We start from the raw sequence: 23,382 nt of genomic DNA on the forward strand, positions 1-23,382 counted from the left end.
ATGTTATATAAAATATATAATCAATTCATAAAGAAGAAAGGGAAATTGTATGAAGAAAACAAATTACTGGACGGCCGCAATGGCAGCCGTCCTCCTCTTTTCCGGATGCGCTGCGGCGCAAAATACGCCGGGTGCTATAAAGACTACTCCGATGGTCAAAGAGAGCGCAGAGACGTCTAAAAAGGCCGTCTTGAGCGCAATCAAAGGAATGAAGGAAAAATTCAAAGTCGAGCAGGGAATTGATCCGGAAGTCCTTACGCATTATCTAGAGTACGATAAGGAAATCATTAAAGAAGTAAAAGTTGATGACTCGAAAGTGCAGTGGGATAAGCCAGGCACGTATGAGGCAATCTATACGATCCAGGCAAACTTTCCACAAGAAGATAAAAAGGATCGAGAACAAGCCAGTGTTGAAATCACCGAAAAAGTCCCGGTACAGATCATGACACCGGAAGAGGTCGAAGAGGATAAGAAGACCGGCGGCGACGCCATCAGCAAAGAAGACTTCGAAGAAGACAAGACCGAGGAAGAAACAAAAAAGCCGGAGCAAAGCGAAGTGGCCAAACCGGAAGAAGACAAAAAAGAGGAAGAGTCGAAACCGGCGGACGAGGATAAAAAGCCCGAAACTAAACCGGATACAGGGGAATCGAAACCGAGTACGTCCACAAAACCGGATACAAACAATGGTACTACCGATTCAAAACCAACAACGAATGCCGGCACAACGACTAAGCCGAATACGACGCCAAATAAACCAGCAGCCCACACGCATAATTGGGAAGCACAGTACAAGACAGTACAGCATGCGGAAATTGGTCATAATGAGCAGTACGTGATCCGTGAAGCCTGGACGGAGTACGTACCAAACTATGGATTGGATGAACGAATGATTTGTAGTGGTTGTGGGGCGGATATTACAGATTGGTCTGAAGATCAAAGAGATAGTCATGCAGAACAACATTTATTTGCTGGAGAGAAAAGTGGATGGTATTCAGATTTTATCCAGATTCAAATTGGAACGATTTCGGTGGAACATCCAGCCGAATACGGAACGCGTTACGTTGTGGACAAACCTGCATGGACCGAAAAGGTTCTAACTGGATATAAGTGCAGTTGCGGCGCAACGAAGAATAGATAGTCTAGAAATACCATAAAGAAGAAAAAGGGAAATTGTATGAAGAAAACAAATTACTGGATGGCCGCAATGGCGGCCGTCCTCCTCTTTTCCGGGTGCGCTGCGGCGCAAAATACGCCGGGTGCTATAAATACTACTCCGATGGTCAAAGAGAGCACAGAGACGTCAAAAAAGGCCGTCTTGAGTGCAATCAAAGGCATGAGGGAAAAATTCAAAGTCGAGCAGGGAATTGATCCGGAAGTCCTTACGCACTATCTGGAATACGACAAGGAAATTATCAAAGAAGTAAAAGTAAACGATTCGAAAGTAGAGTGGAATAAACCAGGCACGTATGAGGCAATCTATACGATCCAGGCAAACCTTCCACAAGAAGATAAAAAGGATCAAGAGCAAACCAGCGTTGAGATCACCGAAAAAGTCCCAGTACAAATTATGACGCCGGAAGAGGTCGAGGAAGATAAGAAGGCCGGCGGCGACGCCATCAGCAAAGAAGACTTCGAAGAAGACAAGACCGAGGAAGAAACAAAAAAGCCGGAGCAAAGCGAAGTGGCCAAACCGGAAGAAGACAAAAAAGAGGAAGAGTCGAAACCGGCGGACGAGGATAAAAAGCCCGAAACTAAACCGGATACAGGGGAATCGAAACCGAGTACGTCCACAAAACCGGATACAAACAATGGTACTACCGATTCAAAACCAACAACGAATGCCGGCACAACGACTAAGCCGAATACAACACCGAACAAACCAGCAGCCCACACGCATAATTGGGAAGCACAGTACAAGACAGTCCAGCACGCGGAGATTGGCCATAATGAGCAGTACGTGATCCGTGAAGCCTGGACGGAGTATGTACCGATTTATGAGTGGCAGACAAAATATATCTGTAATGATTGTCACCAAGAATTTCCTTATGAAATGATTTGGGATCATATTTTTGAAGAAATGGAAAATGGAGGAAAAGGAAGTTATACTGATTCTCCAGTTCAAGTACAAGTTGGGACTCAAACCATTCAGCATCCAGCCGAGTACGGAACACGTTATGTCATTGATAAACCTGCATGGACCGAAAAGGTTCTAACTGGATATAAGTGCAGCTGCGGCGCTACCAAAGATAAATAAAAACTTGCGCCCCCTTTTGGGGGTGTGATATTCTCATACTTGCGAAAGTGTAGTTAAGGTTATCGAAACTAACTTTTGCGTAAATAATAAATCAAAAACCACAAAGAGCGAAAATCAAATAAATCTATGATTTTCGCTCTTTTTTCTATCTCATGGCATTGAGCTAAAACAGTTCATGTAAGTCCGTGCTGAAGGAGGGATAAACTAAAAATTGAATAACCATTTGCGGATCAAACTGATCCGCTTTTTTTGAAAGGAGAAAAGGATGAATTCATTATTAAAAAAAGTATCATCGGTCGCAATGACTTTTGCCGTCGTACTCGGCACGATCATGCCGACATCGACCTTGCCACTGCTCGCCAATGAAGAATCGAATACAACATTAAAAGTATCGGTAGTGGGAGACGGATCGGTCGCGGTAAAAGATATCGAAGGTGAAAAAATCGAATTTGCTTTGCAAGAAGAGCCATTAGAAGCGACATACACTAAGGGCAAAAAACTGGTTATTGACTGCGTAGGTACTGATACGGTGGTATCGAGTGTGCAAATCAATGATGAAGACAAAAAGATTGAAGAAGCAAAGGCAGAATTCGATTTTGAAATCAAACTCGAAGAAGATACAGAAATCAAAGTAACTTTTGACAAAGCGGCCAATGAAGAAATCGCAAAACGTGATGCGGAAACGCAAGATTCCAAAGATGAATCACCAGATCAGGGAGAAGAAAAACCCGTAGAACAACCAAAACAAGAACAGATTGATGGTGAAAATGCATCGACGGAAGAAGTTGTAATCAGCAAAGAAATTACAATCAATTATGAGAATTGGAAAGTATCTGAAGAGGATGAAAAAATCCTTGATGATTATGCAAAAGGAATCGTAGATCCTTACAAAGAACTGCGTAAAGAAATCGTTGAGAAATTAGGGCTAGGGGCTTACGCAACTGGCGATTATTTTATGAATGAAGATTTCTATGCGAATCATTCATCTCAAATGCTGAACTTTGATCGAGGGTGGCTTGTAGATCGTACGAAGACAAAAGAATACAAGTTAAAATCTCAAGAAATGGCCACAGTTGAAGTGGAGTCCATAAACCCGAAAGCTATGTCGGTAATCGACTATGCACTTTTCTCGGCAAAATGGGGTGTCGGATACATTGATAACGGGTTATGGCGATTATCCAATAATCATCTAGCATTCTGTGGAAATGGTATGCTAGCATCGCCAGCAGTTGGAAACGGTACATCGGATCCAAGAATTGTGGATAATGCCGCTCTAAGAAAGGCGCTTTATTATGCCTATGGTGGTCCGCAAAATATCTTAGACTCCAAAGGATTGACGTTGGAACAACAAATCGTAGCGACAAACGATTTTGTTTCGGTAGCTTTAACTGGTAATTCAGTCGGTAAAGCAGCCGTTGGTGGCTATCATTGGAATGGATGGATCGGGAATCTTTACAATGAAGTTCAATCCAAACCAGACCCTCAAGGGTATGTTGCCTATATGGTTGATGTTCCTGGGCAGGGAACGAACTGGGCTGGGCAATGGACAGATAAGCAGCCGCTTGTATATGGAAATTGGAAGCCGCAAGGAAACCTGCATTTGCGCAAAAAATCGGCGAATACGACAATCACAAACGGTAATGATTGTTATAGCTTGGAAGGTGCCGAGTACGGTCTATATAGCGATGCAAAATGCACGAACCTCGTATACAAATTCAGCACGGACGACAATGGCTGGGCTGATAAAGACGGATTTGACGCGGGGACGTACTACCTCAAAGAGCTGAAAGCGCCGAAGGGATACGCGCTAGATCCGAAAGTGCATACGATTCAAATCAAAGCTGGGGAGACGACAACCTACGGCTCTAAAAATGAATTGGTTGATATTCCGCAATCGGATCCAATCAACATTTTACTTGGAAAAGTCGATCGTTTGACTAACCAAAATAAGCCACAAGGATCAGGAACATTAGAAGGAGCAGAATTTACTATTAAATTCTTTGCTGGATCCAATCCAAACACATCAGGAAAAGCAACTCGGACATGGGTTATGAGAACTGATAAAAGCGGAAAAATTCGATTGACTGATGCTTATAAAGTATCAGGAGATCCATTCTATCTTAATAGTAAAGATGTTCCTACTTTACCACTCGGAACTTTAACCATCCAGGAGACGAAAGCTCCGCATGGATACTATATCAACAATGAAATTTTTGTAAGGACCATTACGGCTAGTGGGGGCGTGGAAGATGTGCATACTTACAACGAGCCAACGGTTAAAGAGCAGCCAAACGAGCTGATCTTGAATAAAGTCCAAATTGGTACAGATAAGCCAATCGAGGGAACGATCTTTACTCATACTTTGCCGGATGGATCGACAGAGGACGTGACGACGGACAAAGACGGAAACATTAAATTTGTCGGATTGGCGCATGGTACGCACAAGATCAAAGAAAAAGTGGCCAGCGATGGATACATTGAAAACCCGCATGAGATCACTTTTACCGTTTTTGAAAATGGTATCGAAATGAATACGGACCTCGCGGACAAAAACATCGAGTGGAAGCCTGGCCGCAGCAAAAGCCCGTCCTTTACTTTGCAGGTGAATGAAGAATTGGACGACTACAAACTGAAATTGATTAAGATCAACGACAAAGACGCTATTTTGCCGGGTGCGGAATTTACGATTTATGAGGATAAAGAATGCACGAAAGCAATCGAAACACTGACGACAAACGAAACGGGTATCCTGGTTTTCGATAATTTGAAAGATAGACAAACGTACTACTTCAAAGAAACAAAAGCGCCAGCTGGATACCGAATCCCGGTCGATTCGAAAGGGAACGTGCACGTGTACGAGCTGCGCACCGAGTTTACGCCAACCGAAGGGATTTATGATTTCTTTGTAGATGGTCAAAAATACACGGTGACCAACACGGAGGGATCGGTCCACCTCGAAGACGAGAATGGAACGAAAGTCGTGGCGATCACGGTGATCAACTATATTTCCGGAAAACTTCCGGAGACCGGATCGAACACAACGCTTATCTTGATGCTTGTTGGAGCATCGTTGCTTTGCCTCTTTGCGCTGCGGAAACGTTTCGCAAAGAATACTGACTAAACATTTTTAATGAAAGCCAAGGAGAAATAGCTCTTTGGCTTTTTTACATATATTGAAAGGAAAAACATGAATATCAGAAAAAGAATTTATCGAACGTTTGCAATGTCGAGCTTAACTCTATCTGCACTGCTTGGCAGTGGTATCGTCGCCTCATCGCCTGTCATGGCCCAGGAAGTCCAGCTGGCTGCAACCAAGACACCTACTCCTGCTGGTGTGGCCCGTCTTGGATCCGGATCGGCGTCGATCCAGATCAATGCCAATTCTGGCCAAACGCTGAAAGGAAAAGAATTCAGTGTTTACAAGCTCTTTGACGCGCAAAACGCGGCCGGTGGGGAATCAATCGACTACAAGTGGAATCCGGCTTACAAGGCCGCATTGCAAGCCGTTGTAGGGCCGAAAATCAACGTGGCAGCAGCTGACGTGAAAGAGTACCAGGTCATCGACTATATCCAGTCTCTCAACAACAACGTTGTAGAGGGAGCAGATGCCGACCAAGTGATCGAAGGCCATTATTCGGACTTCCGGTATTTTATTGAAGAGCTGCGGAACGAGATGGAAAAACAAACCATGACGGGAACCGTTGTAAGCGTGACGGACACCCGGAGCGATGGCGGGATCACCATTGATGGCCTCGACTATGGCTACTACATCATCGACGAACACAACGTACCAAACAACAACGGCCACTCCGCAGCGTCGCTGATCATGGTAACGACAGCTAATCCGGGTGCAGCTGTAAACATCAAATCCGACTATCCGGAGATCACGAAAAAGATTGACGAGGACGACAATCAAACCGGATGGAACGACATCGGCGATTTCGAAATAGGCCAAACAGTACCATATAAGTATGAAACGCGCGTGCCAAACATGAACGGCTACCACTCGTACTTCTTCGCTTTCCATGACAAGATGGATTCGGCATTGACTTTCAAACCGGAAAGCGTGCAGATTCAAATTACAAGTGGCAAAAAGACGTACACGCTGAAATCGGGTGAGTTTGTGATCCAGGAAGGCCTGAACGGCAACACGTTCCAGATCAATATTGCTGATCTAAAGGCAATCGTCGACCGCGAGTTCCCGGAAGGCTTGGATGGAAATGGCCACAACGTATATGGCCAGGACATCCTTGTGCGCTACGATGCCAAACTGAATGACAACGCAGCGACGCAGACGGGCCGTCCTGGATTCGAAAACCAGGTCCGTCTTGAGTTCTCGAACAACCCGGACAGCAACGGTACCGGCGAAACCGGCTTCACGCCGTGGGATCCGACTGTATGCTTTACGTACAAGGTAGAGGGATTAAAAGTCAATAACTACGACAAGACGCTCGAGGGTGCACATTTCCGCCTTTATTCGGACGCAGAATGTAAAAACGAAGTTTATTTGAAAGAGTCGAAAGACGGATACATCGTCATCAACCGTGATGCGGTGGGCGGCGATGATCATACAGGCGGTACGGCGCCGGATGAAGCCGTGGAAATGGTTTCTAACACCGATGGCGTATTTAACATCTTGGGGCTTGACCAGGGCACGTACTGGCTGAAAGAGACGCAGGCGCCGGACGGATACCGGCCGCTGCTCGATCCAATCGAAATCACGGTCACGCCGAGTTTTACGACGGACCGCGACAGCTACGTTGCCGGAGAGGGTGCGACGGATAAGATTTTGAAAGATCTCAAAGCAGCCGCACACGTGAAGACGTTCTTGAATGGTAGCGCAAATGAGTCGACGGACGCATTGGCGACAGACGTGACTTCCGGCTCCGCGCAGCTAACAGTCGTGAACCAGGTTGGATCGCGCCTGCCGGTGACCGGATCGAGCGCGACGATCATGCTGATTGGCACTGGCGCCGGATTAGCGGGCCTCGGATTTATTAAATCGAGAAAAAACAGAAAGGATGAAAACGCTGATTAAATAGCGTTTCCCTTTAAACGATGAAGAAATCTGGAAAGAAGAACCACTTCTGGACGGTCGTATGGATCGTAGGGATCATTTGCTGCTCGTATCCGCTCGTGGCGTCGATCTATGAATCGTACATCCAAAAGGACACGATTTCGACTTTTTCGCGGGCGGTCGAATCCGCAGACCCGGTCGACGTCGATACGATCATGAAGGAAGCCAGAGAATACAATGATCTGCTCTGGCAAGCTCGAGGAGCCATTGTAGGGCGCGTCGATGCGGACTTTTACAGTGACCAAAATTACAATGATCAACTTAAGTTTGGCGATTCGGACGTCATGGCCAGGATCGAAATTCCAAAGATCAATGTCGATTTACCAATCTATCATGGCACGTCCGAAGAGATTTTGAAAATCGGCGTTGGTCATCTGCAGGGGACATCCTTGCCAGTGGGCGGCGAGTCTTCCAGGTCGATTCTGACTGGCCACCGAGGGTTGCCGAACAGTAAGCTGTTTACACGGCTGGACGAGCTGGTAAAAGGTGATCTCTTTTATATCACGACTGGCGATGAAACGCTTGCTTACAAAGTAAGTAAGATCGAAGTCATCGAGCCGGAAGAGATGGATACGCTGGACACGCAAGCCGGCAAGGATTTAGTAACCCTAATTACGTGCACGCCGTATGGACTCAATACCCATCGCTTGCTTGTCACCGGGGAGCGTGTACCGTATCAGGCATTGGAAAAGGATGCGATTGTCCCTGGTACGATGAGCTTGCGCGAGATCGTCTTTGCAGTCCTGCCGTTCGCGTTTATCGGCGTCGCGGCCTGGCCAAATTTAAAAAAATTTATAAGGAGAAAGAAATAAAATGAAAGATTTTTTGAGTGATATTTTAATCACTGCCATAGTGGCACCATTTTTCTTTTTATTCTTTGATAAAGAAACGGCGATGAATTGTACTATCGTAGCGTTCATGATAAGCGGGATCGTGAAGTATATGGTTTTATATTTCATTGCACGAACACGAGAAATAAGAGAGGAGAATGAATTTAATGCGAAGTAATTTACAAAAAGTTGCACTTGCAACCGGCATCCTTTTGACGATGCCGACAGCTTCGATTTTTGCACAAGAGGTCGAGGATCCGGCGGGCGGAGCGACAAGTTCCGTCACGATTGTACCGGAAAAAGACTTGACCAAAGTGCCGGAAAACGGGTTGGGGTCGATCGCCATCACTTTAGAGGATTCGGCCGACGGCCGCTCAAAAGAAGGGGTGAAGCTCGGCGTCGTGCCGATCGCGTCGATCGAGAATGGTGAATATATCCTAAATGATGTGTTCGCAGAATCCGGAATTGATCTCAACGCCATTAAAACGGCAAATGAGATGGAGAAAAAAGCAAACGAGCTTTCGAAGCTCATTCCAGATGATCTAGAAGTCACAGAGTTGGTGACCGATGCAGAAGGAAAAGCCATGTACGCCGATGTTCCTGTTGGCGTTTATCTTTTCTATGTGATTGATGTAAATGAGTATGAGTTTATCGAGCCTTTTATGCTGGCCATCCCGACGTGGGACGAAACCGATGAACTTTTCTTGTACGATTTGGATGTGTTTCCGAAGCACAACCAGTTGCCAAAGATCGAGGTAAACAAGGTCGACAAGGCGACGAATAAAAACATCACGTCGAAAGATTTCGAATTTACCTCCTACGCAGATCCGGAATGCAGAGAAAAAATCGAGACGGTCAAAGGTGATACCGCCGAAGGAACAGCCCTTTTTATGGTCGACTACGGCGTTACCTACATTAAGGAAACGGCGGCCCCGGAAGGGTACGTTTTGTCTGATGAAGTGGTTAAGATTGAGGTCAATGATCAGGGCGTTTTTGTCAATGACGAGGAAATCACGGAAGAGGATAAACTACTTTATAGCATTGTCTATGAAAACAGCATGATGCCGACATTCATGAAAAAGGTGCCGACCAGTGCACGGACGAATGCGGTCTTGTATTTGTCATTGCTGGGAGTAGCCGGCGGATCGGTGCTGTTGATGATGAAGTGGAAAAAGAAAAAATCGTAATGAACACAGAGAGTCGAATTGGCTCTCTTTTTTCTTTGGGAAGACGAAGAGATTTTGTCTTTCCAAAGAACAGATCCAATCGGATGTGTTCGCAAAGAAAGGAGGGGTGAAATGCCAAAGCAAAAAACAGTTTTGAAAACGATTAACGATTTTCGAAAACGCCATGACGCGCTTTGCAAAGAGCGAGTGAAGTGTGCGGAAAGAATCCTGAAACTGGATGAAGAGATCAAAGAGATGGATGGGAAAATCCGGTCGTATGAGAAGATCCAGAAGAAAATCGACGCGCTTTACGCAGAGCAGGATCAGCTTTTTTCCAAGGATCCGGAGGATCCAGAAAAGGAAATGGATGCCGGTAGCAATATTGCTACTGATTATGTGAAAAATGTGGGAGGCGAATATGACCAAGAAAACTACAACCATTATCGCGCGCTATAACAGCCGGTACGCCAAGATTGCCAGTGTGATGCTTGTGACTTTGGGGGTTGCGATCCTGCTGCGATTGACTGATGCGATTGACATTTACCAGATCAATCTTTTGACGTCGATTATCGTGGCTAACAGCTTCTGGATCGTGTTCATTGCAGTCTTGCTTTTTGTGGCAAATGTCCTGGATAAGATTCGATTCCAGGAGCAGCAAAAGAAGGAGGAGCAAAATGGCAATCGAAAATGAAGCGAAGCAGGCCATTGGCCCTACGATTTCCATCGTTGTGCGCACAGGCACCTCGGTATTGGCCGCGCTGCGTGATTTCCTGAATGCCTATTATTTAGCGCATTTATCGCATGGCGATAAAGTTTACGACAACGTGGTCAACAGTAAACGCCACTACGGCAAGGAATTTAAAAGCGCGGAAAAATTCGAGGAGTACAATCTCTTAGAAAAAAATGCGCGAACCGGATCCTTCGCGATGGAAAAGAAGGATCGTGATTTTATCGCCGAGGAATGCAAGCGCATGGATGTCAATTATTGTTTGGCCAAAAAGCCGAAAAACTTTGACAAGCTATATGATCGGAAATTCAATCTGGGCGAAGAACTAACAAAAAAAGAAGAACAAATTCTGGATATGTTTCTCCGGAGAGAGCCGATTTTGGACGAAAAAGGGCAGCCCGTACGCGATCAGAGAGGAATCGAAAAGATGGCGTATAAAATGGGTCGCGACGGTAAGCCGCAAAAAATCGAAGGCGATTACATTTTGCAAATTTCCGAATCGGATATTCCGAAATGGGAGTATATTTGCCGGAAGCTTGAAGCCCGAGGACGTGCGCACCAGCCTTTAAAAACGAAGCTACAAAATTTAAAAGTAGCCGCGTTGAGACGCCAGGAAAAAGGTCAGGAAAAACCAAAAGAGAAGACTCCGGAACGATCACACTCGAAGAAAGAGAAAGAGGTGAGTCTATGAGTCAGGATGAAGCACAAAGAAATCAAAAAGAGTATACACCACTTTCTAAATCGGAGTCTACGCAGTCCACGGTTTCCAAGGGCGAAAAGAAAAGCTATTCAAAAATACTTTTGGGACCGGTACTTTTGTTTGGTTTCTTTATTGTCTATCGCTACATTGCGGCAATCCTGGACATTTATAAAGCAACCGGTCAAATGAAATTTTGGCCAGGCCTTGCCCCTTTATTTACGCTTTCGCAATGGGACAGCAATGCTTTTATGATTGCTTTCCTAATTGTAGGATGTCTGGGCTATTTTGTCTGGATCGAACTGGAAAACCAGCAAAAGAATGTGCGCCCAAAGGTCGAACATGGATCAGCCAAAAAAGGTGAGATTGCCGATGCGCAAAAGATCGCCAGTACAGAGCCAATGCGCGACATCATCCTGTCAAAAAATATCCGGCTGGATATGAATACCCGAAATACCAATCTAAATGACAACGTGCTTGTCATTGGTGACTCGGGATCCTGGAAAACGATGAGTTACGTAAAGCCGAATCTGTTGCAAATGCACAGCAACTACATGACGATCGACCCGAAAGGTGGCGTCATAGAAGAGGTCGGTACAGCGCTCCATGAGGGTGGATATGACATTCGCTATCTCAACCTGGTCAACATGGAAAAGTCGATGGGCTATAACCCATTTCATTATTTTGAAAAGCCGGAGGACATCCAGGTTTTTGTAAATAACTTGATTTCGAATACCACTGGCTCGGAAAAGACTGGCGGCGATCCATTTTTTGAAAAAGCGGAAATGACGCTGATTACGGCGCTTTGCTTCTTTGTACAGCATACGTTTGCCGGTATGAAAGAACGCAATTTCAATACGGTAATGGATCTATTGCTTCTGGCAGAAGCCAAAGAGGAAGAAGGAGCGGATACATTTAAAAGTATGCTGGATCAGCTTTTTGACGCATTAGCGGAAGAAATTCAGATTCGAAAAAAGGATGAGTCCTGGGAACAATATCAATTTGGCCAGCTGGCCATCACAAACTATAAGCTCTTTAAACTATCGGCCGGGAAGACCGCTAAGTCGATTCTCGTGTCCGTCGGTGTCCGCTTATCAGTATTTAATTTGCCGGCCTTGAAAGCGATTCTGGCCAAAGACGAGCTGCATTTGGAAAGGCTCGGGACGCCATTGGTGAAATCGAAAAAAAGTCCGGAAGATCGGACGAAAGATTTATCTCGGGAATCGTGGGAAAAGTTGACCGGAAGAAAGTATGAAGAGTTGGATCAGGCGCAGTTGAGAAAAACCGCGCTTTTTGTCATTATCTCAGACTCGGATCGAACGTTCAGCTTTCTCGCGTCGATCATTTTGCAGCAGGTGTATGACCAGCTGTATCGAGCGGCCGATGCACGAGCAGACAAAGCGCTGCCGATCCACGCCCGGATCATCAATGACGAGTTCACGACGACCGGAAAGCAGATGGATATTGACATCAAAGCGGCGACGATTCGATCGCGAAATATCTCCGCGTCCTTTATCATCCAGGGCTTATCGCAGCTTCAGGAAGTGTATGACAAGAAGTGGGAGGCCATTTTCGAAAACTGTTCGACCACGCTGTTTTTGGGCGGGAAAGGACCGACAACGACCGACGTGCTTTCAAAGCTGATTGGAAACGAAACGGTCATTTACAAATCGGCGACGATTTCAAAAGGCAAAGGTGGCGGCTATTCCACGACGGATCAAATCTATCAGCGCCCTTTATATGGTCCCGACGAGATCAACCGGATCCCGACAAATCATTGCTTGATTCACATTCGTGGTCATCAAATTTACGAAGACGAAAAGTACAATCTTTTCGATCATCCCAACTTGAAGAATACCGTGCACGCCGATGAATCGAACCGGTTTGATATTGGCGAATATAAAAAGTGGATGGACGACATCAAAGAAAAACGAAATACGAATACAGAGCAATGGATCAAGGATCCATCGCGGTACGAAGAGGGATTCATTGATGGATCCCTTTTTATGTCGGCTTCTACTTTTTACGCATTCAGCGACCAGCTGGAAGATGCGGTTGCGGATTATTTAACGAATATTGACAAGAAAGAAGGAGAACAGGTTGCCCTGTTCTCGGATTAAAAACAGGAGGAAAAAACTATGGCAGAAATTGTAAGGATTATGAATATTTTGGAACTTTTAGCAAAGGCAGGGGCAATTTTGATTGCATGCATTGGTGGCTATAAACTTGTGTTTTCCTTGATGAGCCACGATACGAATCAAATGTCCAGCAATATTGGATTGATCGTGGGAGGTGTTGCCGCCTATGCGATTGCTGGAATTATTGGTGGAATCAACATGAATTTCGGTTGATTTTTAGAAAGGAGAATATCTCGTGAAAGACTTATTGAAAGGGGTTATAGATTTAATTGCTGATTTTTTGACAATAAACTATGACCAAATTCAAGGCATTTTTGATTTGGCCAGTTTAAGTCCTGATGGAAGCAATGCGACGGATACGATTAATTTTCCGGCTGCGACTCTTTGGCAAGCGGCGAAAAGTTTTTCGGAAAACGCCGTCGCGCCTATCGCGGTGACGTTTTGCGGGATCTTTTTTGCGATTGAGCTTTTCCGGTTATTAGAGCGAAATCAAACCGCAAACGGTGTCGATTTCATGTTCTCATTGGTAATGACGACAATCAAGATGGCTGGCTGTATTGTGTTGATAAAAAACATGAGTGGAATCATTGCGCTATGCTTTTCTATCTCATCGGGAATTGTTGCCAATTCAAAAGATTTGCTTCAATTCACAACAGCAGAACAATTTGAAGCAAAGGAACTTATTAAAGATTTTTATGATGAAAACGGTCAATTTTGGGATTTGATATTGCCGTTAATTACGTCATGGATTGCTAATATGCTTTCAAGTGTAGCGTTTGTATTAGCTGAATTAGTCTGTCAATTACGATTTATTGAAATCTATATATTTGTTGCGTTGGCACCTGTGCCATTCTGCACTTTTTTCTCGTCAGAATATAAGCAAATCGGTGTTTCCTTTGTGAAGCGAATGCTGGCTTTAGCCTTGCAAGGAGTCTTCATCATGGTGGCGGTGTATTTCTTTGTTACGATCGTGGGAGGTATAGATTTGCAATCCATTACAAATCCGATGGATATAGTATGGACGAAGGCGGGATTTGCGTTGCTGTTGATTATCGCGATTTTCCAAACGGGTGGTTGGGCGAAATCGCTTCTGCAAGTCAATTAGAGGTGAAACATGGAAGAAGATAAGATTTATTTTTCTGAACGGCAGGTCGTGCGGCGTGTACGTCATATTGATCGTGCGACAGGAAAAACGGAGTACGTCCCGATGTATCACTCCACTCGTAAAAACAAGGATGGAAGCCCGAAAAGGTACTGCCGTATTCGAGTCCCGGATAAAGATCACCGGGACTTTTCTTTTCCGCCGGATGACTTTGGCGTGGAAAGAAATGGGTGCTCCTGCTACATCCAGGCGCCTTATGATAGCGTTTTTAATATCAAACGGGATGGAAAGAAAACCCTCCAATCTTTTTTGATTGTAACCAATCCATCCGAGTACACACGGTTCACGGTTTACTTCCAAGGTATGCGGGATGAGACAGGGAAATTCATTACCCCGAAGCCAATAAAGATTGGATTGGATGACTTGAAAAAGTGCTTCGTGCGCCGCGAAAAAGACCTTGTGCAAGATCAGCAGAAAGAGAAAGTTGAAAAAGCGCCGGAGAAGAAAAGCGCAGAGAGAGCGCGTTAACACAAAAATCACATATTTGGTAGCAATATTGCTACCGGGAAAGAAAGGAGAAAAAATGGAATACCTGTATATCGCCGTCCCGAAGGACATCGACGAGTATGAAAAGAAAAATTATCTTGGGATCACTGTTCGTCAGCTAAAGTGGATCGTGGTCGCCGCAATCGTGAGTCTTTTGATTTATGCGCTGTGCGCTTTGGCCCATCTTTATGACTTTGGATTCCTCCTCTGCTTCTTATGCGGACTGGGGGTTTTTTCGATTGGCGGCTTCCAAAAGTGGCATGGTCGTCCGTATCCTGAATTTGTAAAAGCCGTGATTCGATACCATCGGACAAAGCAAAAAATATTCTTTTATAAAACCGAATTTGAGAAAGGAGAAAAAAATGTTCAGACAAAGAAAAAAAGAAGTGATCGAAAAATCAACCGACAATATGCCAGAGAATGTAGCGAGTGGAGCGAATAAGAAGCTCACTCGAAAAGAAAAGAAAAAAGAGTTGGTAAGAATCCGGAGCGTCCAGAACGCTTTCGGATATGAGCAAATGCTGAAAAACGGGATTTGCGTTTTAGATGATGATTTGTATTCATCGACGATCCAATTTACAGATACGAATTTCGCGATGGCTCCAAAAGATGGGAAGGTCGAAATCTTCACGCATTATATGGAGATTCTGAATGCCCTGGCTACGGACAAAGCCGGTATCTCATTGACGATCAACAACAGATTGTCCGACGAGCAAATGTTTAAGAAAAAAATGATCATGCCGTACTGTGGCGATGGTCTGGATGACTTGCGCCAGGAGCTGAACCAGCAACGTCTTGACGATCTGGCGCGCGGCAACAACAAGATCGTCACGGATAAAATGATGACGATCACGGTCAAAGCGGACAATATCCTGGACGCCAAGCGTGAGCTGGATAAAGCGGCCTATGACCTGGACGGCAGCTTTCGTGCGCTGGGGGCGGATTGTGAAGTCTTAAATGGGAAAAAGCGCTTGGAAACGATTTATTCAGTTGTAAAGCCCGGCAAGGAATTAAACTTCGACTACGCGAATTTGAGCGTAGGGGATTCCACCAAAGATTTCATCGCTCCATATGCGATGGATTTCGGGGAGGATGCATCGTATTTTCGGATGGATGATCGGTATTGCCGGGTGCTCTATTTATCGAGCTGGGCGACGGAAATGACAGAGGCCTTCTTTGAAAACTTGATTTCGCTCGAGCACAATGTCATGGTGACTTTGCACATGTCGGTCGTGCCGCGCGGTGAAGACATTAAGCATATCCAGCGTCAGATCGACGACATGCGGGCCAATCGAAGCAAGATCATCCGCCGGGATCGACGCGAAGGCGGCGATGGTGACGTGCCCGATCAGATCGAGTTTGAATACGAGCAGGCGATGGAATTGCTACAGGATGTGCAGCAACGAAATCAACGTCTTTTCACGGTGCAGCTCCTCGTATTCGTAAACGCGCCGACAAAAGACGAAATGGAGTTCATTACAAAAGATGTGCAGTCCGAGGCGTCAAAACGAGGATTCGAGTTCCTACCGATGACTTATGAGCAGGAGGACGGATTCAGTGCGGTGCTACCGATTGGCCAGCCTAAGAAGAATCTTGGCCGGAAAACCGTATCTAAAGTATGCGCAATCATGGTTCCTTTCACGACAAAGGAGATTCGGGCAAAGGATAAGCCGATTTATTACGGGTCGAATCCGATCAGCCGGAACATGATTTTGGCCAACCGGCGCGAGCTGGCCAACCCTTCAGGATGGATTCTTGGTAAGCCAGGATTTGGTAAGTCCATGACGGCCAAACAGGAGGCGATGGCCGTGCTTTTGCAGGATCCGGATGCGGACGTCTTTTTTATTGATCCGCAGGGCGAGTATCGCCACATGGCGGAAGAGCTGAATAAGATTTCCGCGCGCGAAAAATTCACAGTCCTGAAAGTTGATACGACTTCGAACATGCATTTTAATCCTTTCGAAGTCGATATGACGGATCAGGAGTGGCGGAAGCGCAAGGCCGAGTTTTTGCTATTTGTGATCGCAGAAATGATTGGCCAGGGCGATTTGTCGGCGGCGCAAAAATCTCGCATTGACCGGATCATTTCGACGGTTTATCTGGAATATACGCAAGCATATGAGATGGATCCACACGTGCGGCAGCCAACCTTGAAAGACTTCTACATTAAACTGAACGAGTTCGCGCAGGCTCATCAGGATCCAATCGCAGCGGATATTGCGGAATCTTTATGGATCTATGTCAATGGCTCGATTGACCTTTTCGCGCAGGAGTCGAATGTCGATATGAGCAGTCGCTTCATTGTTTTTGATATTTCCGAGTTGGGGGACTCGATCCGGACATTGAGTATGAAAGTAATCCTCGAAACGCTCGAGCAGCGGATTCGGGTCAATAACATCCTGAAAAAACCGACGTACGTGTACATTGACGAGATTTATCTGCTTTTGAAAGATGCGTATTCGGAACAGTTTTTGAACGAATTCTGGAAATGGTGCCGAAAATTCGGCGGCGTCGTGACCGGTATTACACAAAACGTTTCCGAGCTTTTGGCCAGCACCCAGGCGACGTCCTTACTCTCGAATAGTGAGTTCTGTTTAATGCTTGCCCAGGGACAAGCCGATCTCGTGGCCTTGCAGCAGCTATTCAATTTATCGGATGAGCAGGTACGATCGCTGTTAAGCGCCGGTATCGGAACGGGATTGATCAAATATGGGTCGACGATCATTCCTTTCAAGAATGTGTTCCCGAAAAACACAAAACTGTACGAAATCTGGAATACGGATCCGAAGGAAAAGATCCGGATCGAGAAGGAAAAGCAAAAGCAGCTCCAGGAAAAGGTGAAGCAGAGAGAAAAAATCAAAGAACAAAAGATAGAAGAACTGCGCAAGGAGGCAGCCGCGCTCCACGTTGAAAAGATCGACCCGGTTGGAGAAGATCGAGTGGTAGAGGTCCAGCCGCCAAAAACGCAAAAGATTCCGTATTATCAGCAGGAAGAGATCAAAGCGCCGGTGCAGATCCAGCCGGCTGCTTTTGATCCGGACGAATACTGATGTTTGAATTGAAATTCACCGATGACCTTGTAAACTTCGAAGATACGGAATTTACTTTAAAAGACATCGAGGAGAAACCGTTTATCCTAGCAACGAATTTGTGGTTGTACTACATCCAAAATCAGAAGGTATACCGGGCCGGATTTACTTACGAAAAATCAGGGGTGCGGATCCATTGTCAAAAGCTGATCGAGGTACAGGAAGTCGAAGAAATTCCCGGCTGGATCAAAAAGAGCGAAGCACTGGTGGAGGTATCGGAAGAAACGAAAAAGTCAGTATGCGAAATCTATGGGCGGCTTGTAAAAAGGGTAGCGGAGAAAAAGCTGGATCCTGTCCTGTTTTTTGCAGATGCGAAGCATAAAAAAGAAGCTGCCCTGATTTATCAAAATGAGCATGGACTATGGGAGGTCAAAAAGCCAAAGGTGGCGCAGACGGCGTTTCGTACCGAGCTGGCTGCCGTCATTTTCGGGACCGGACTCGGATTGATGATGGCTGATGAAATGGATGCGATTCCGGAAGGAGTGCAGAAAAAAGTCTTTGAGCAATTTGAAAAAGCGGATGCGCTGCGCGTTCTTTCGATGGTTTCCTGGATCGACCAGCTGCCGCCACAAGGCCCACAAGATCCACAAAGCGCTGTTCCGGCTGAAAAGAAGGAAATAGATAGAAATATACAAAATGAAGAAAAAATAGCCCAGGAGATTACTCTCCCGGGCTATTTTCGTTAGTAGGAAGGAGTGAAGGCGATGGAGCTTAGAGAGGAAATACGGGAAAACCTTTTACGATATGCCCGGATTGCCGGGATTGCGGCTGGCGTTTTTCTTGTCGCCGGATTGCTGCTCTTCTTTTTCACCCGGCCAAAATATGAAGTGGTTTTGAGTGCGGACGAAATCGAATTTGGCGCGTCGATCAAAACGAGCGACCTGGTCGAGCGTATCGGCGATTTCAATATCAAAGAAGAGCAGCGGAAGACTTCGACAATGATCGCGTTGCCCGACTATGAAGTCGTGATGGATGAGATTAATACGAAGGAGCTGGGACCACAGGTTTTGAATTTTCAATTTTCCGACAGTGAAATTCCGGATGCAAAAAAAGAGATCCGGATCGTGGACACGACTGCGCCCGTGATCGAATTGCGTCGATCAGAAATCACAATGTCCTTGGAAGAATATCAAAAAACCGACTTGTTGCAGGAGGCCACGGTTACAGACATTTGCTCGATGTCGAAAGATATTCAGGTGACCGGTGAGGTATCGGAAGAGGCGAAGCCAGGAAAAGACCTGGACTATACGATCACGGCGATGGATGAAGCCGGCAATGAAAGCACTGCGGTGATCCGTGTGCGGATCCTGGAAGAAAAAAACGAAGAGGACAAGGCAGATGATGATAAAGAAGAAGCAGCGGAAGAAAAGCAAGTAGAAACTTCGCCAGTGCCGGCTGAAAGCTCAAAGCAGCCCGCGGAAAGTCCAGTACCTGTTCAACCGGCTGCTCCGGTTACACCGGTGCCGCAACAGGTCGTTCCGAATCCGCCGGCTTCCACGCCGCAGACACCGCGTCCATCGAATAAAACGTATATGTTTTCGGACGGCTACACGATGCAAACGGCGCCGTCCGCGTGTCAGGCGGATTTGAGCGCATCGGGTTCTTCTGGTTCTTGCATCCCAATTCAGGATAGTCAGGGAATCTATAAAGGGATGCAGTTGATATTCGATGATTAGGAAGGAGGAATAGACTTGGGAAGAGGGAAAATATTTACAACGGCGGCCGATCGGTTAAAAGACAATGCGAGTCACCTCATTGATAAAAGTCACGAAAATATGTTTGCGACAGCGGCTGAAATGGGATCAAGGAATCTAAAAGGGTTGTCTGATGGGACGTGGGCCGCCACAAAAACGTTGTACAACGGCGCAAAAGATGTGACTTCGGAAAGCCTGGATGCTATCAACCGCTATACCCATGATATATACGATGTGGGGCATAATGGCCAGGTCGATTTGACAGGCGATGCGGCGGGATTTATCGCCGGGAATGCGGCCATGCTGGCGCGCACCGGCGTGCATCTTGCCAATGCGCCGACCAAATGGGCGGAAAAGGGTGTGGCCCAAGCTTTATACAATAAGAAGCGTCTGGCCAAATATCAGCAGAAGGGGAATGAGATTTTAAAGAAGAATCCCGCCGCGGATCGGCATTACTATGAGATCCTGGCGGGAAAAAACAAGAGAGAAGCATTGCTGTATCGGGATCGGCTTGTCTGGAACAGGTATCAAGATAACGGGATCCATGGATTAGAGAAGGCGAAAGCGATGGCCAACAAATTTAATGCCGGCCGCGGCGATCGCATGGCGACGCGTAAAGCCGGGATCATTAATCATGCCAACAAAAAGCACACGTTTCATCCCTGGCAGTCGACGAAGAGGACGTTTCAAAATCAATCGCGGAAGCTGATCACAAAAACAATTCAGGGCGATAGTCCGGATACGACCAACGTCGCGGTCCTGCGCTTCTATAACATCGCCAACAACAGGACTGTAAAAAAGGCGGCAAAAAATATCGTCTTCCACCCTTTTAAAAGCGCGAAGACTCTGATCACTTTACCTTTAGCGCCTATTCGCTGGATCCGAGCGGCGGTTGCTGTGATCGGTAGCATCCTTAGCGGATTGGTCAGCTTCATTACATCGCTCCCGGTCGTTGTGAGTATCGTAGCCGTTTTGTTGCCTTTGATTATTTGTATTATCGTGATTGTGACTGTGATTTCTGCAATTCTTAATTTCAATTCTTATACTGTACCAGCTGCTTCTATGTCTTCAATGTCTTATGCTGCAAACGCTTTTATTTATGAAGCAAAAGAGCGAGGATGGAAAGATGAAGCGATTGTAGGCACTCTTGCTTATATCCTACAAGAAGGAGGAGGGTTAGGGACTTTCACTTATGAAGCTTATTATTCAATTAATGGCCCTGGAGGAAAGCTAAGTGATACGACAATGGATAATCAGGCATGGAAAAATTGGTTGGAGAAAACGAGCACCAAGAACCACTATTATGATCTTTATTACAAAGATAATACAACGCATTGGGCATCCATTGGACTAGGGCTTTTGCAAGATTCCGACGTATGGCCACACGTTAGTCAGCCGGATTATAAAAGTACAAGCAATGCAACAGCCTTGATTAGTTTTGCTGAAGCAAAGGATAAACCATGGCAAGATCCACAAACGCAGATGCAATGGATTTTTGAAGAAAAGTTTAAGCCTGAAAATAATCCTTTTGATGATAACCAGGATATGATTGCGGAATCCATTGATCCAACAAAGCATGAATTTGATGCTGAGCAATGGTGTCGACGCGTAACAGCGGGAATTGGTATGCCAGGATGGACAATGAATAACAATAGTTCATATATGTTAGAGCATGTGAATAAGATAGGTGCCGCTCAAAATTATCTAGATAATTATACAGGCTTTACTTATTGGGCACCAGCGGTTAATGGTAATCTTTTGGATGGTCCCAATTTCAATAATGATGCAGCTTGGAAAGGTGGTAATCCGTATAGTAGTTCGAGTTTGATTGGTCAGTGTACTTGGTTTGCGTGGGGACGCTTTTACGATATTTATGGATTTAGTCCCGGTTTTACAGGAAATGGCAATCAATGTGTTTCTCAACTTTTGGCCGCTCATCCCGACAAATTCGAAGCGAGTGATACACCGAAGCCAGGTTCAGTTTTTTCAACTTCAGGACCAACACAATACGGACATGTTGGTATTGTTGTGGATGTCCGGGGTGACATACTTGTTATTGAAGAAGGAAATTATATGCCTTATGGAAGTCCTGATGGAACATTTGAAACAGCTCAAAAATTAGTCCATACAGGAATGATGACACTTGATCAGTTGCGTGCATCAAATGGTCATGTAACATTTGCCGTTCCGAAAGACGGCCTCTAAGGAAAGGGAGAATGATGAAAAAAATAATTGCAGGAATTCTTTGCGGCTTAGGACTCGTAGGACTGCTATCTTACGGTGGAACATTGCTTTCGTCGAGCTTACAAAGCTCTGAAAAAATGAGCGTTGATTTGATGGATGGTGTTGAGGTCGTGTATTCCGGATGGCATAAAGAAGGAAAAGCGGAAATCCGGAGAAACGAAATCAGTTATGATGGATCGGATGAAGCGGTCAAAAAGTTTATCGACTCGATCCAGATTCGCGTGACGCCGGATTCCGGACTAAGGAATGGCGATACGGTAAAAGTGAAAGCCTCTTATTCGGAAAACGCTCGAAGCCTGGCGAATGTTGATGTGATTCGTGATTCGATGGAATGTGTGGTGGAAGGACTGAACGGCGAAGAAAGAACATATGATTACAATGGCGAAACGCTCGAGGAGAAAGTGACGATTGACGGCTATGAAATCCCGCCAGGAATAACCACGGAGCAGGGCCGCCAGGACTATGTGACGATGAAAAAAATCGAGGATGGAGAGATGGAACTCGAAGAACACAGCTGGGAAGAGGAGTGGTACGAAGGCCAGTCGGAAGAAAAAACGGATTGGAAAGATACCACTTTCCGCTGCGAAGAATTTGAATTTTATCGTAACGCCTTTTATGCGGCCTACGATTTTGGCCAGGCTTCGAGTCAACGCTATAAAATCGAAACCATCTTGGAAGACAATCAGATAGCGGCTTATAAGGTCGTCTTTGAAAAGGAGGGTGAGTAAAGTGTACGAAAGCGTGATGGTGCAAATTCGAAATTTGCAGGAAATACCTGACCTTTTTAAACTGGATCGGTTAGACGATTTTCTTTGGCATTTACAAATCATGCGCCAGAATCCGGATTTCGCCTGGTACAATGTCGCGACGATCGCTTTTGATCCGTGGATCCGGCAGAAGCAAGTGAAAACGGTACGTACACTCATGCACTGGGGACTGGATGAAGTTAAGACAACCAATCATGATCTTTCCATATTGGTTCCTTATATTGATTTTGACGCTAAGAAACTTTTTTTTGGCATGGAGGATGTGTACTGTATTTGTGATTTTGGCGTAGATGCCAGCTTGGATCGTGATGAAATATCACCAATCCAAGAGGCGGTTTTAGCATCCGGATTTAGCGAGATCGAAGCGACTTTGCAAGAAGGGTGGCAGGAAAATCTCATGGAATCCTGGATGAACCGGGATGAATATTATTGCTCTACAGATGATGCGCAAAGGGACTTTTTGCGGAATTGTTTTTTGATTTCGTACGCGAATATCCTTAAAATCAAAGCAGAAATCACAACCCAGGATTTAGTGCTTGAGGGCACTGTGGACGAAATGGAATTGTATAAAGCGGTGCACCGGATCATAACGGGTTTTCCAGGCCTTTTTACAGCCTGGGTGGCGAGGATCCGTAAGAAGAACCAAGAATCAGATTGTAACCGGTTGGCGCTGACTGCGTTGCAGGCGATTCGACGAGGTGTGGCATGAGAATCACGTATGAGCAAAAGCTGATTTTTTCATCTTTTGGAGCGGAAGATTTAAGTCGCCAGGGAGCGCTTGACCTTTTACAGGCGGTTGAGTATGAAGATTACAAAGGATTTGGACGAAGATTTATGACTGAAATGATTGCAATTTTGGCAGAGATCTCGGACAATGAATACAATAAAATAATGAAGGAGAATTTATGAAGATCAAAGAAAGAAAAGTAGTTATTGAAGTGGTATCCGTTTTGGATCCGGAGGAAAAAGTATCGGAGGAGGATTATCTTCAAGCATGTAATGGCGGATATACGCAAAAGCAATTATGGGAAATGCTGGATGAATCGGATAT

The 23,382-nt window shown here is 45.5% G+C and carries 22 protein-coding genes; all 22 read left to right on the plus strand.

All coding sequences use genetic code 11. The features are described 5' to 3' along the window. Positions 1-49 precede the first annotated feature (49 nt). Positions 50-1,138, plus strand: coding sequence for a hypothetical protein (locus ABNS49_RS06670; RefSeq protein ID WP_348688102.1), 1,089 nt, complete (start codon positions 50-52; stop codon positions 1,136-1,138). Positions 1,139-1,174: 36 nt separating this feature from the next. Next, positions 1,175-2,254 (plus strand): hypothetical protein, encoded by a 1,080-nt coding sequence (locus ABNS49_RS06675; protein WP_290148261.1) that lies wholly within the window; start codon positions 1,175-1,177, stop codon positions 2,252-2,254. Positions 2,255-2,519: 265 nt separating this feature from the next. Then, the gene (locus ABNS49_RS06680; protein WP_290148263.1) at positions 2,520-5,375 is read left to right on the plus strand and encodes a SpaA isopeptide-forming pilin-related protein; all 2,856 of its coding nucleotides are present in this window, start codon (positions 2,520-2,522) and stop codon (positions 5,373-5,375) included. A gap of 66 nt (positions 5,376-5,441) precedes the next feature. Next, complete coding sequence (locus ABNS49_RS06685; RefSeq protein ID WP_290148265.1) at positions 5,442-7,292, plus strand: isopeptide-forming domain-containing fimbrial protein; 1,851 nt, start codon at positions 5,442-5,444, stop codon at positions 7,290-7,292. 20 nt (positions 7,293-7,312) lie between these two features. After that, positions 7,313-8,143, plus strand: a complete 831-nt coding sequence (locus ABNS49_RS06690; RefSeq protein WP_290148266.1) for a class C sortase — start codon at positions 7,313-7,315, stop codon at positions 8,141-8,143. A gap of 1 nt (position 8,144) precedes the next feature. Further along, a complete protein-coding gene (locus ABNS49_RS06695) occupies positions 8,145-8,339 on the plus strand; it encodes a hypothetical protein (protein ID WP_290148268.1) in 195 nt (64 codons plus the stop codon). Next, the gene (locus tag ABNS49_RS06700) at positions 8,329-9,348 is read left to right on the plus strand and encodes a prealbumin-like fold domain-containing protein (protein ID WP_304749250.1); all 1,020 of its coding nucleotides are present in this window, start codon (positions 8,329-8,331) and stop codon (positions 9,346-9,348) included. Before ABNS49_RS06695 ends, ABNS49_RS06700 begins: the two co-directional genes overlap by 11 nt. Positions 9,349-9,459: 111 nt before the next feature. Continuing rightward, on the plus strand, positions 9,460-9,783 hold the full coding sequence (locus tag ABNS49_RS06705; RefSeq protein ID WP_290148271.1) for a hypothetical protein: 324 nt from the start codon (positions 9,460-9,462) through the stop codon (positions 9,781-9,783). After that, positions 9,746-10,018, plus strand: coding sequence for a hypothetical protein (locus ABNS49_RS06710; protein ID WP_290148273.1), 273 nt, complete (start codon positions 9,746-9,748; stop codon positions 10,016-10,018). Before ABNS49_RS06705 ends, ABNS49_RS06710 begins: the two co-directional genes overlap by 38 nt. Next, positions 10,002-10,745 (plus strand): hypothetical protein, encoded by a 744-nt coding sequence (locus tag ABNS49_RS06715; protein WP_290148275.1) that lies wholly within the window; start codon positions 10,002-10,004, stop codon positions 10,743-10,745. Before ABNS49_RS06710 ends, ABNS49_RS06715 begins: the two co-directional genes overlap by 17 nt. Before the next feature lie 257 nt (positions 10,746-11,002). Further along, positions 11,003-12,871 carry a VirD4-like conjugal transfer protein, CD1115 family gene (locus tag ABNS49_RS06720; protein WP_290148276.1) on the plus strand — a complete coding sequence of 623 codons (1,869 nt, stop codon included), beginning with the start codon at positions 11,003-11,005 and terminating at the stop codon, positions 12,869-12,871. Between the two features lie 18 nt (positions 12,872-12,889). Next, positions 12,890-13,102 carry a hypothetical protein gene (locus tag ABNS49_RS06725; RefSeq protein ID WP_290148278.1) on the plus strand — a complete coding sequence of 71 codons (213 nt, stop codon included), beginning with the start codon at positions 12,890-12,892 and terminating at the stop codon, positions 13,100-13,102. A gap of 22 nt (positions 13,103-13,124) precedes the next feature. Beyond that, positions 13,125-13,994 (plus strand): hypothetical protein, encoded by an 870-nt coding sequence (locus ABNS49_RS06730; RefSeq protein ID WP_290148280.1) that lies wholly within the window; start codon positions 13,125-13,127, stop codon positions 13,992-13,994. Positions 13,995-14,003: 9 nt separating this feature from the next. Beyond that, a complete protein-coding gene (locus tag ABNS49_RS06735; protein ID WP_290148282.1) occupies positions 14,004-14,519 on the plus strand; it encodes a hypothetical protein in 516 nt (171 codons plus the stop codon). Positions 14,520-14,574: 55 nt separating this feature from the next. After that, positions 14,575-14,979 (plus strand): PrgI family protein, encoded by a 405-nt coding sequence (locus ABNS49_RS06740; RefSeq protein ID WP_290148283.1) that lies wholly within the window; start codon positions 14,575-14,577, stop codon positions 14,977-14,979. Next, the gene (locus tag ABNS49_RS06745) at positions 14,948-17,587 is read left to right on the plus strand and encodes a VirB4-like conjugal transfer ATPase, CD1110 family (protein WP_348688106.1); all 2,640 of its coding nucleotides are present in this window, start codon (positions 14,948-14,950) and stop codon (positions 17,585-17,587) included. Before ABNS49_RS06740 ends, ABNS49_RS06745 begins: the two co-directional genes overlap by 32 nt. Next, the gene (locus ABNS49_RS06750) at positions 17,587-18,312 is read left to right on the plus strand and encodes a hypothetical protein (protein ID WP_302607867.1); all 726 of its coding nucleotides are present in this window, start codon (positions 17,587-17,589) and stop codon (positions 18,310-18,312) included. The genes ABNS49_RS06745 and ABNS49_RS06750 overlap by 1 nt, the downstream gene beginning before the upstream one ends. Positions 18,313-18,321: 9 nt before the next feature. After that, positions 18,322-19,302 (plus strand): hypothetical protein, encoded by a 981-nt coding sequence (locus tag ABNS49_RS06755; RefSeq protein ID WP_290147780.1) that lies wholly within the window; start codon positions 18,322-18,324, stop codon positions 19,300-19,302. A gap of 15 nt (positions 19,303-19,317) precedes the next feature. Beyond that, positions 19,318-21,525 (plus strand): CHAP domain-containing protein, encoded by a 2,208-nt coding sequence (locus ABNS49_RS06760; RefSeq protein WP_289182907.1) that lies wholly within the window; start codon positions 19,318-19,320, stop codon positions 21,523-21,525. 11 nt (positions 21,526-21,536) lie between these two features. Next, on the plus strand, positions 21,537-22,292 hold the full coding sequence (locus ABNS49_RS06765; RefSeq protein ID WP_289182908.1) for a hypothetical protein: 756 nt from the start codon (positions 21,537-21,539) through the stop codon (positions 22,290-22,292). Next, on the plus strand, positions 22,285-23,040 hold the full coding sequence (locus ABNS49_RS06770) for a hypothetical protein (RefSeq protein ID WP_289182909.1): 756 nt from the start codon (positions 22,285-22,287) through the stop codon (positions 23,038-23,040). The genes ABNS49_RS06765 and ABNS49_RS06770 overlap by 8 nt, the downstream gene beginning before the upstream one ends. Continuing rightward, entirely contained in the window at positions 23,037-23,240 is a 204-nt protein-coding gene (locus tag ABNS49_RS06775) for a hypothetical protein (protein WP_289182910.1), read from the plus strand. Before ABNS49_RS06770 ends, ABNS49_RS06775 begins: the two co-directional genes overlap by 4 nt. Positions 23,241-23,382: the final 142 nt, after the last annotated feature.

It is taken from the genome of uncultured Dubosiella sp. (genome assembly GCF_964018005.1).
Taxonomy (GTDB): domain Bacteria; phylum Bacillota_I; class Bacilli_A; order Erysipelotrichales; family Erysipelotrichaceae; genus Dubosiella; species Dubosiella muris.